The 10,526-nt window shown below is 63.2% G+C and carries 12 protein-coding genes; 2 read left to right on the top strand and 10 right to left on the bottom strand.

Annotated features, from left to right (window positions below):
* Positions 1-152: 152 nt before the first annotated feature.
* On the bottom strand, positions 153-701 hold the full coding sequence (gene fae, locus AAGA68_26725; protein ID MEM9388664.1) for a formaldehyde-activating enzyme: 549 nt from the start codon (positions 699-701) through the stop codon (positions 153-155).
* 144 nt (positions 702-845) lie between these two features.
* Complete coding sequence (locus AAGA68_26730; GenBank protein MEM9388665.1) at positions 846-1,265, bottom strand: DUF3052 family protein; 420 nt, start codon at positions 1,263-1,265, stop codon at positions 846-848.
* A gap of 271 nt (positions 1,266-1,536) precedes the next feature.
* On the opposite strand from AAGA68_26730, the gene AAGA68_26735 reads away from it, so the two are divergent.
* Entirely contained in the window at positions 1,537-2,472 is a 936-nt protein-coding gene (locus tag AAGA68_26735; protein ID MEM9388666.1) for a hypothetical protein, read from the top strand.
* 162 nt (positions 2,473-2,634) lie between these two features.
* Here AAGA68_26735 and AAGA68_26740 read toward each other — a convergent pair whose 3' ends face one another.
* The 8 genes from AAGA68_26740 to AAGA68_26775 form a co-directional block, all read right to left on the bottom strand.
* Positions 2,635-2,991, bottom strand: a complete 357-nt coding sequence (locus tag AAGA68_26740; GenBank protein ID MEM9388667.1) for a hypothetical protein — start codon at positions 2,989-2,991, stop codon at positions 2,635-2,637.
* 78 nt (positions 2,992-3,069) lie between these two features.
* The gene (locus AAGA68_26745; GenBank protein MEM9388668.1) at positions 3,070-3,492 is read right to left on the bottom strand and encodes a GNAT family N-acetyltransferase; all 423 of its coding nucleotides are present in this window, start codon (positions 3,490-3,492) and stop codon (positions 3,070-3,072) included.
* Between the two features lie 41 nt (positions 3,493-3,533).
* Complete coding sequence (locus AAGA68_26750; protein MEM9388669.1) at positions 3,534-4,016, bottom strand: hypothetical protein; 483 nt, start codon at positions 4,014-4,016, stop codon at positions 3,534-3,536.
* Positions 3,997-4,554 (bottom strand): methylamine dehydrogenase light chain, encoded by a 558-nt coding sequence (locus AAGA68_26755; GenBank protein ID MEM9388670.1) that lies wholly within the window; start codon positions 4,552-4,554, stop codon positions 3,997-3,999. The genes AAGA68_26750 and AAGA68_26755 overlap by 20 nt, the downstream gene beginning before the upstream one ends.
* A gap of 31 nt (positions 4,555-4,585) precedes the next feature.
* On the bottom strand, positions 4,586-5,200 hold the full coding sequence (gene mauD / locus AAGA68_26760; protein MEM9388671.1) for a methylamine dehydrogenase accessory protein MauD: 615 nt from the start codon (positions 5,198-5,200) through the stop codon (positions 4,586-4,588).
* A complete protein-coding gene (locus AAGA68_26765; GenBank protein ID MEM9388672.1) occupies positions 5,197-5,769 on the bottom strand; it encodes a MauE/DoxX family redox-associated membrane protein in 573 nt (190 codons plus the stop codon). Before AAGA68_26765 ends, mauD begins: the two co-directional genes overlap by 4 nt.
* Complete coding sequence (locus AAGA68_26770; protein ID MEM9388673.1) at positions 5,766-6,926, bottom strand: amine dehydrogenase large subunit; 1,161 nt, start codon at positions 6,924-6,926, stop codon at positions 5,766-5,768. The genes AAGA68_26765 and AAGA68_26770 overlap by 4 nt, the downstream gene beginning before the upstream one ends.
* Positions 6,927-7,020: 94 nt before the next feature.
* Entirely contained in the window at positions 7,021-9,243 is a 2,223-nt protein-coding gene (locus tag AAGA68_26775) for a TonB-dependent receptor (protein ID MEM9388674.1), read from the bottom strand.
* A gap of 237 nt (positions 9,244-9,480) precedes the next feature.
* Here AAGA68_26775 and AAGA68_26780 point away from each other — a divergent pair, with 237 nt between their 5' ends.
* The gene (locus AAGA68_26780; protein ID MEM9388675.1) at positions 9,481-10,110 is read left to right on the top strand and encodes a TetR/AcrR family transcriptional regulator; all 630 of its coding nucleotides are present in this window, start codon (positions 9,481-9,483) and stop codon (positions 10,108-10,110) included.
* The last annotated feature ends 416 nt before the right edge of the window (positions 10,111-10,526 follow it).

Consider the following 10,526-nt stretch of genomic DNA (forward strand, 5'->3'; position numbering starts at 1 on the left):
CGGTCGCGACGTTGAGCTTATCACCGAGTTCGCCCCGCGGACAAAGCCATACCACACGCGAATCGTAAAGGCCATCTAAAGCGCGCTAGCGAAGTACGGATTGGAGCTCTCGGCGTGGGCCCCGCGCGGGCGGGGGGGGCCGACGCGCGCCATCAGATCTTGCCGTCCAACCCCATCTGGTAGTACTTGTGGGTGATGCTCTCCTGGTTCTCCAGCAGCCAGTCGATAGACGGCTCGTTTTGCATCGCCTTACGGATCGATTCAGTCATCGCCTTGCGATGGATCTCGAACAGAGCCTTATGATCGAGATTATCGTCCGTCGCCACCCCGGGGTTGAGCCACACGCTGCAGATGATGCCTAGGTCGTTAGCCTTCTCCTTGGGGATGTAGCCCTCACGCACTGCGTCCAACACGCCATTGGCGATTGCTCCCTGCACCGTGCCCATGAGAATGTTCGTGTAACGTGTGTTCTTCACGGTCACCTTGCTCACACACAGGGTCACGGGACGTACTTGGATGTTGGTGTTGAGAATGGCAAACACCTTGGAGTGACCCATGGCCTGATCACCTGTCAAGGTGGCCAGCGCGTTGCCAACCGGGCCGTCCAACTCACCGATGACTACCTCAGGCTCGGCTGCCGTGAACGGCGGGCCGCCCGCCACCAAGGCCTCACCAGAACGAAATACGATGCGATCGGACATAGGAGCTTCTCCTGCTGCTTAAGCGAAGGGCGCTGGGCGCGTAAATCAGCGCGCATCATACCCAGGCCGCAGCTGCGGACGCACGGCGACCCGGCCCACTGGCGGCGTTATCAGCGGTAGGCGATGCGGCTCGCGGCAATGCGCTCAGCGCAGCTCCTTGCGGATCACGAGCTTTAGCCCTGACCAGGTCGCATCCACCGCGCAGACCTTCACATCAACAAGCCCAATAGGTAGAGCCACCTCACGCACCGTGTCCTCGGTGACGTCCGTGTCCACCCCCGACACGCGCTTGGGCCAGGACACCCAGATCATGCCATCGCGACGGATCTGTGCCATCGCCGTCGGCAGCAGGCGCTCCAGCTCGCGGCGTCGGCGCGTAAACAGGTGCCAGAGATCGATATCGCGGCGCAATCGAGCCGAGAACACCACCCCGTCCGGGATGGGCGCAAGCAGTCGCGCGTAATCACTAGGGGGCTGGTGGGGACGTACGCGATGACCCGCCTTGAGGCCCAACTTCTTCCACAGAGGGGTGCCGGAGTAACCGGCCGCAGCTTGGGGGCTCACGTTCGCCTCTCCAGGTCCACTTCACGTCGCTTTGACGCTAGCACAGCCGATCGTCACATTCCCTCTCGCCCCTGCCCTCCCTTCAGCTGTTGCTGGGACACCACAGCTGCTGGCGCGATGCCTGCCCCTCCTGGCCACATCAATCGGCGCAATTTGCTGCAATACAACGAGCCAACGACAGCTTGACGATGTACGCTTCGGGACTTGGCGATCATTTTGGATCAGTGTTGCAGTGGTGCAACGCCCATTTGCTTGGAGAGGAGTATCCCAGATGGCCCGATCCCAATCCCCGTCGTCGCGTCGACGTGTCATCGCTGGTCTGCTGGGCCTGGCCGTGGGTTGGGGCGGTGCGGTGGGGACCGCACACGCCGCCGAGTACGAGCCAGCGGACCCAGAGGGCGGGCGCCTGAAGCTCAGCAGGATGATCGAGAAACCCGATGGTGCCAATTGGGACAACGGCACGGCCACCGTAAACTGCCAGGTGCTCGTCTCCCGCCGCGGCCGCGCCGACGGCCTGAAGTGCGGCCTCTACGAGCCCTTTGAAGACGGCCAGGCCGATCGCCTCGTCGCGGCCACTTATCATGGCCTGCGACGCGCGCGTTTCCGCCCGGCCCGCATCGACGGCAAGCCGGTGGATGTGGTCATGAGCGTTCGTGTCGTGGTCCGCTGCATCGGCCGCCGATGCAAGGTGAGCAGCTACCCCAACCTCGGTCTATTCGAAGACAAGTACGGCATCGACTACGTGGCCCCGCAGGAGATCGTGGACGACGGGACCACCTGGTACGAACACCTACTGTCGAACGAGGTGTGTCGCACCGCAGGTGGCATCAAGGAGGCCTGCGTCGATAAGGGCATCTTTCGGCTCAACCTGTATGTCGACGTGGACGGCGACGGCGCCCCCACCCTGGTCCGCCACACGCGCAACCCGATCACCGCCGACTCGGACGCTATCATGGAGGCCGCGGAGCGTGAGGTCGAAAAAATCCGCTACATCCCCGGTCAAGTCAGCACAGCGGCCACACCTATGACCGTGCTTAGCTCATCCCTGCACTATACGGACAACAGGGACATCCCTGCGAACATCTGCATCGAGCAGCAAGAGATCGGCTGGCGCCTGCCGCGCACGACATGCTACAACGCCCAAGAGTACGCGCGGGTAACGGCCAGCCTACAGATCATCAGCTGGTTGCCGATTACGAATTTCTAGTAGGCCGCTTGGTAAACAAGGTGACGCTCAGCGAGTAGCACGGGGCCTTCGTTCCTGGGTGCGGCGCGACGACGAGCGTGGCAGGCCCCACGGGAGGAGGAGCAACGTACTCAGGGGCGAAAAGTACCCGCGTATTTTTCAACGAACTTCTGGGACAGCACACTAGGTAGATACGCCGAACGCCTTAACGCCCTCAAAGATGGCCATCGCACCGGCGACGGTCAGGGCTACGTAGGCCATCCCCACCACAATCGTAAGGCCTGTGGCGCCGGGAAAGTCCCGGCGTCCGGCGATCATCTGCAGCCAGAAACCGCTCGATGATGGAAGGACCAGCTGCGCTAGGGCGAGCAGCATGAAGCCGTTGCTGATGTGGATGGCGACGTCGCTGGTGGCACCTTCTGCCTTGCGCAGCACCCAAGCGATGACCGAGAACACGACCACGGTCGCCAAGGTGGAAAGCGCCTGCACTGCCGTGCTCACTAAGTCGTCGCGTATCTCTCCTGCTTGATCCGACTGCATTCTCGCTAAGCTCCCCGCAAGCGTGTGGTCTAGGCGTCGCTGGACGCAGTTTACCGCGCATTCACCCGGGGCCTGGTCTTAGAGACGGAAGCTGTACATCACCGCGGGCGAGGCGGCTCCCCCAAGCGCTTGGTAGAAGCTGCAGGCGATGGTGTTGTCCGGATCGGCTAGCACCCATGCTTCACGGCAGCCGAGCCGAACGGCGTGTTCGCTCAGGCAACCGAGTAAGGCGCGCCCGATGCCCTTGCGCCGCATGGGCGGCGCAATACCCACCTCGTTAACCCATAGCTCTGGTGCCTTATCGGGATGCACGTAGTGCACTGCCGAGGCAAAGCCCACTACCGCACCCTCGTGCAATGCCACCGCTAGGTGGTGCCTGGGGTCTGCCAGGAATTGCTCCGCAAGCGGCGGGCGCAGGGGGCCGTCAAATACATCCTCGGCCACCGATTGCAAGAACTGCCCTTCGCCGGGTCCCAACAGACGGATCTCAACGTCAGACACTGGCGGCCTCCTTTGCCTGCCACCTCATCAGGGCCAGCGCCCTATTCTGTGTCCTCTTGCTCCAAGGTCAATGCGTCCGCTTGCCCAAGTTGCTCGATCAGGGCCAGCAAGCGCGCTCGCTCGGCGAAGATATCGAGGGGCTTACGTGCGCGATGGCGTACCACCTCCTCGAGGGTCAGCACCGCCTCGCCGCGCGCCACCGCCTGTGGTGCAAAGCGCTCCACCACCAGGTTGATCAGCGCGGTGAGCTCGGCGTCAGACACGGGCGCCTGCGACGCCCCTGGCACCTGAACCAGGTACTCACGGCCTCCGGGCACCCGAAGCATGTCCGCGAGCTCCCGCGTCAAATCCGGCACCTCGGGCTCGAAGCCGCGGCCGTCGATACGATGGCAACCGGCGCAGTGGAGCAGAAAGTTCGCCTGCGCCGTGTGCTCAGCGCCGGCGGGCGTGCTGAAGGCCGCACTCGCCACCAATGCCGCAAGCGCCGCCCAACGCAGGGGATGGTCAGCCGAGCTCTGTTGCATGGCCCACGACCGCGGCGATCGTGCAGTGATAGACGTTGGAAGTGACGCCTTGACACCAGTTGGTATCATTGTTTTTCTGCGGCATGTACATCGGCCGCTCGCCTTCATTGCGATAGCACGGGCAACTACCGCAGCTCGTCTTACCGCAACAGTCGTTATAGCTGATGATGTAGTCCTTGCCATCGACAGGGTTGCTGCATGTACCCAACCAAGTAAGCGGTGCCAACTCCGTGCCAGGCGGGCACTGGGTCTGGGTGCCGCCGCAGCAGCTACAGGCGAAGCCATCAATGGCACAGTGGCGCCAGTAGTCGCAGCTGGCGGGATCGCCGAGGGGGCTGGTGGCGTCCGGTTCCCACGGCGCCTCGGCGCGACGGCTCTCCCCGCCGCCGGCACCCTGGGCTCGAGCGACGGGCAACAACGGCACGCTAGCCGCAGCACCAACCAGGCCAGTGCCCACGCGAGTCAGGAAGCTGCGCCGCGAAGTACGTTGGGCAAGCCCACGGCTGCGTGCTTCGAAAAACCTATCCAACCACTTCATCGATCACTCCTTGGCGTAGGCCTGTCGCCGCCTAGGCGGCACCGCGCGTACGTCGCTCCAAAAACTCTTGAATCGAGCCTACCCCACGCTCCTGAGCCTCGAACAGGCTCTCCAGGTGTTCGCGGGAGTTGATCAGCCCCTTGGCCCGCAGCACGCCTTGCTCGTCGATCAACACCACGAAGGGCAGCTTGCCGACCTGGAACCGAATCCCAAGGTCGGTGGAGAGCACGTAGGGGAAACGCTCCAGCGACTCCGCTGCCACATAACGCTGCTGCTCCGCGAGTTCTCCGTCCGAGGCCAACACCACCGCCAGCCACTGGCGCTCTGCCGCGGCGGCGGACTTGATCGCCGGCAGCAGGGTCTTGCACACCGGACAGGTGGGCGAGACGAATAGCACCAGCGTGCTCTGCCCACTCGGCGAGGCTTCGGCCAAGCGCACCTCCCTACCGGTAATGTCCGTGAGGAACATCGGCTCGAGCTGCTCCCCCACCTTCGGCCCACCGGTCACCATCAACGCCCCCGCCGGTGCAACGCGCTCGTGGAGCACGCCGATCTGCCGGGCGAGCGCCAACACCGTGAGGCCGAGCGCCACTACCAAGACCCACAGGAGTAGGTTCGAGGCCACAAGCGCGGTGGTGATGGTCATCTAGCCAACATCTCTGTTAGGCGACGTTCATTAGCGATCAGCTGATTGGCAGTGATGTAGACGAGCAGAACACCGCCCGCGAAGGCGAGCGCCGCAACCGCATCGAGCCAGTGTAGCGAGCGCGATGCGCTGAGCGGCGCAGTCAGGCAGAGCGCGAGTAGCATCAGCACGCCATTGCGCCACAGCAGCGAACCGCTCAGGGTCTGGCGCAAGGCGGGTCCCGAACAGCCGCAGTCGATATCGCGGCGTCCTCGTGCCAAGTTGAAGGCGATTGCCACTGTGTACAAACCTAGCAGGGCCAGCGTCGCCCACCCCACATAGGCAGCTGACGGGCGCAGTACCAAGCCCGCGGTAACCGCCAGCTCACTGAAGATCACCAGCGTGGCCGCGGCCAGCTGAGCCCACCCGGGCAGCACCCGGTACTGCCTGAGGGTAAGCAGGAACGCGCTGGGGGCTCCCAGCTTGTGGGCGACACCGAGCGCGAAGACCCCGGCCAGCGCCCAGGCGATCGCCATCCGCAACGCTGGGTCTGCGGCGACCGACCCGATAGACCAAACAGCCTCATTCACCGCGTATGCACCATCGTGGGCGTCGCCATTATCGGACCCGATATCGTGCGCTGAAAGGCGCCCGAACGCGCGTCGTACACGTGCACATCCGATTCCTCAAGAATGAACGCAATGAGCAGCGGGTCCTCGTCTCCGGTCACTGCGATCGACCCGGCGTGATGCTTGAGGTGAATCGTGTCGACGCGCCTGCGGTGGCTGAGGTCGTACACCCAAATCTCCTCGCCGTGCTGCTTGTGCGTGTCCTCGCCTCCCTGATGCATCACGCTGTAGAGGCGGTCGAGCGGACCGCTGTAGGCCAGATGGATATGCCCACCGGGACGCCAGTTGGCCGCACGTTCAGCATCGCCTACAAGCGACCAGGGCTCCAGCGCGGACCCGGATCCCTCCTTGACATCCAGCGAGTGCAGCATGCCTTGGAAGGACGCGAAGGACCACGTGTCGCCGTGGCGCACGCCCTTCTCGGTCACCGGATCGACGGCAGGATCAAAGAACTTCGGGCTGAACGCGCGGTCTGCCTCTTGCCCCGCTTGGTCGAGGCGGATCACCAGCATTCGACCGTCGCCACACAGCATGCCAAAGCGCAGACCGCTCACCGGGTATACCAGCGAACAGCCGGGCGTGCGGATCTCGCTCACCACCTTGCGCCCAGCCAAATCCACCACCGTGACTGACTGGGCTGGGGTGAAGTTGTATACCAGCAGGAATCGATCGTCGTCCGTAAGGCCGCTGAAGCCCTGGCTAGTGAGCCCGCTGTGCCTCTTCGGGGGCAACACGACTTCCCCGGCCGGCGAAAGCGTGGAGGGATCGTAGTACGCCACAATGTCCGTTCGCTCGCCACGCGTGGTGCGCGAGTAGTGGGTCTCGATGGAGTAGATCATCGAGTAGTCTCGCGGAATCTCCAGCTTGCCGGCCATGACCCCGGTGCTGAGGTGGCCGAGGACGCGCCCCGAGTCCGCATCCGCCAACACAGCCCGCCCGCTCGCAAGGTTGAAGAAAGCGATGTCGTTCACCCAGATCCAGTGTGCGGAGTCCGCCGCGTCTAGCTCCGCTACCGTCGGACTCTCAAACACCCCTTGGGCCCCCACCACGGAGGCCATCGCAAACGCGACAACGGCGCCTGCCGTCCATCTGATCACCCGGTCTAGGGTTCTAGGCACAGTGACTCACTCCTTGCGATTTCGTTAGCTCGACGGCGACAGCTGCCCGCCCCGCGCTACGGTTCGATGCTACCACGATGGTCTGACGTGTCTCCTAACGCCAGTAGCGGGCCAAGCGGACACCTACCCAGCGTGGCCGGCCGTAGTACTGCTCTGTAAGGCCGAAGACGTCCGTCCCAGACAGGTCGAAGGTCTGCACCAGGTACTCCTCGTCCGTGAGATTCTCGACGAAGGCAGTCGCTACCCACGCCCCATCCGGCGAGGTGTAGCTCATGGCGGCGTTCCAAACCGCGTAGCCGTTCTCGGTCACCGTCTCCAAGCCCGTTAGGGCGAAGAAGTGCTCACTGCGCCACTGCATGTCCGTCTGCAGCGCCAGGGAACCACCATTCGCAAACACTTGGCGCTCATAGCGAGCCAATGCATTGAAGTTCCACTCCGGTGATTGCACCGACGTGGTCTGCGGTAGGCCTGCGCCGAGGTCTACTTCGATATCGTTGTAGGCGATACCGGCGAGGAACGATAAGCCCTCAGCAGGGTTCGACTGCAACTCCAGCTCGAAGCCGCGGCTCTGCGCGTCGGCGTTCTGCGTGATCGTGTCGATGCCGACGATCGTGAAAGCCTGGTAGTTGTCGTAGTTGTAGTAGTACGCCGCGCCATTCACACGCACCAACCCACCGGGCAGGTCGGCCTTGAAGCCGAGCTCGAAGGCATCCAGTTCCTCCGGTGCGTAGCTGAAGGTGGCGTCATCGAAGGTTGCCACGGGGAAGATCGGCGAGTTGAAGCCGCCGCCCTTCACGCCGCGGTTGTAGCTGCCGTACAGCAATACGCCGTCAGCAGGCCGCGCTTCTAGCGCCAGACGCGCTGCCCAGATACTGTCATCCCGCTCGCCCTCGTAGGTGCCGATGGTCTCCAGGATGTTCGGATTTCCGTTCCGCTGCACCGTCCCAGGAACGAAGTCGACAGCGTTGATGGAGTAGTCGTGAGCCTTGTCGTCCTGTACCCAGCGTACACCCGCGATCGCAGTGGTCGAAGGCGTTAGGTCGTACTCCATCTGGGCGAACAAAGAGATTGACTCGGTAGTCGTCGTGTACGGGTTATCGAGGCCCGACAGGGCCGGCGTATCACTCACCGGATCGATGAAGGGCTCGGTCTCCGCGCCGTTGGAGTCGTTGATGTCTAGATCGAGATAGTAGGCGCCCGCCGTCCAACGAACGCGCTCCGCGCCGCCGCTTAGGCGAAGTTCCTGTGAGAACTGCTCAGCATCCGTAGTTAGGAAGAAGTTGAATAGGGGAACCGGTGAGGCATCGGAATCCTCGATATAGTCCCGCTCGACGGTCTGGTAGTCGGTGATGGAAGTGAGCTCGATGCTATCGGTGAGTCCGATCGTGATCGTGGCCGTGGCACCAAAGGTGTCCAGGACGTTAAAGCCCGGTCGGTCGTAGTCACCAGCGAACACATCATCGTTGCGGTCAGGGTCGAAGTAGCCGTCCAACACCGGGTTGGGCTCACCGGGCGTCAGCGTGCCAAACTCCAGCGAGGTCACGTTCTCGAAGAACCCCGTGCGTATGTCTTGCTGGCCACCGCGCACGTTGAGAAGCACCTCCACCGTGTCGCTTGGCGCGATCAATAGCTGAAAGCGCCCTGCCTCATCGTTCGCATTGTTGAGGGTCTCGCCCAAGAATCGGTTATCGACGTAGCCGTCATTGTAGTGCAGCGCAGCGGAAGCGCGGAACGCCACCTTCTCACTGAGAGGCCCGCCTACGGCGCCCTCTAGCTTGAACTGATCGAAGGAGCCGCCAGAGGCCTGCACGTAACCGTCGAAGGCATCCAAGGACGGCTTGACGGTGATGAAATGGGCCAAACCGCCCGTCGCGTTGCGGCCGAACAAGGTGCCCTGAGGTCCGCGCAGAATCTCCACCCGCTCCATATCGAAGAGCATGAAGCCGGCACCGGACATCTGGCTTACGTACACCTCATCGAGGTAGATGGCAACTGGGCTCTCCACATTGGTGGTGAAGTCGCTGTTGGCCACGCCGCGGATTGCGATGGCGTAGTTCGCCTCGCCGTTCGGCTGCACCGTGCCCACACCGGGCGCGAGTGCCGTGATCTGCTGCGCGTTGCCGAGACCGAGTTGGCGGATCTGATCACCGCTCAAGGCGGACACGGCGATGCCCACATCCTGGATACTCTGCTCGCGCTTCTGCGCAGTGACCAGCACTTCTTCCAGCTGCCCCCAGGCGGGCGCGCCCACGCTGGCGGCGACAAGGAGGGGGATGAGTGGAGTGATCGGCAGGGGCGAGCGTGGCATCGAGTCCATCGGGGCGGTCCTTCCCTGAGGTTGACGGGGATCTCGAGCAGACGCGCCCACAAGGGCGCCCACCACGCACGCGGAGCGCTGATCGCGGAAGCGACTTGCGGCTGCGACACGCGCTGAATTTTTAGTGCAGATGTCCTAAAGATAGGCAGTCACCGAAGTGCCTGTCAACACTCGCGATTGATCGAGACAGTGCATTCGATACCATGGGTCCATGATCAGGACCGCGAAGAGCCACCCATGAACCGGCGAGGCGCACGCCCCGGGGCCGGCGTTTCAGCCAAGGGTGAGGAGCGCCTCCAGCAGATCCTCGAGGCAGCTAGGACAACGCTCATTGAGGAGGGCTATCACGGGCTGACCATGCGCGCCGTTGCCGACCGTTGCGGCATCACCGTCGGCAACCTCACCTACTACTACGCCACCAAGCAGCATCTCCTGCGCGACCTACTAACCCACGTGCGCCACCAATACGAGTCCGCCTTCGAAGATGTCTTGTCGAGCGTTCCGGCGGATCCGAGAGAACAGCTGGAAGCGATCGTACGCTACGTCTTCTCGGATCTTGGCTCCCCCGAGACCACGGGCTTTTTCCCCGAACTCTGGGCCATGGCTAACCACGATGAGGACGCCGCGCGCTTCATGGAAGAGATCTACCGTTGGGAACGCGAAGTACTTGGCGAGTCCATCGCCGCGATGCGCCCGGATCTCTCGCCCGCCGCGGTGCGCCGCCTCGCCCTGTTCGCCTCGGCGACCATGGAGGGCCATACGATGTTTGTCGGGCACGGTAAATCCCACGCTCGTCAACGACGCGCTGCCGAGAACGTGGTCGTGAGTGCGATCATGCACGTGGTCGAGCACGAACCCCCACGCTAGGCCCAATGCCAGGAGAATTCCGCCCATGGTGACTCGCGTCGTCCACCCCAGCCGCCTCGACCCAATCGAGGCCGCGGTATCGATGCGCTGCGCGCGCTCCAACCTGCCCTCGGATGAGGTGACGAACGACTCCCTCACCGCGCAACTGGCAGGTGAAATCAAGGACTGCGGCAGCGTGTCTGCTGAGCTGCGCGTGCAGGCACCAGGGAGTGTGCCCCGGTCGAAGGGCAGGCCGTGCAGGTGGTGGTTCTTCGAGGCTAGTGGGCCGCTTGGTAAATAAGGTGACGCTCAGCGAGTAGCATGGGCGCCATCGCGGCGTTGCATCGCTTGCCAATGGCGATGCCATTGGCTGCGCGACGCGGCTTGCTGACGCTGCCCCTACGCAGACTGAGCGTTACCTTATCTACCAAGCGGCC

This window comes from Pseudomonadota bacterium (genome assembly GCA_039193195.1).
GTDB lineage: Bacteria > Pseudomonadota > Gammaproteobacteria > Steroidobacterales > JBCBZW01 > JBCBZW01.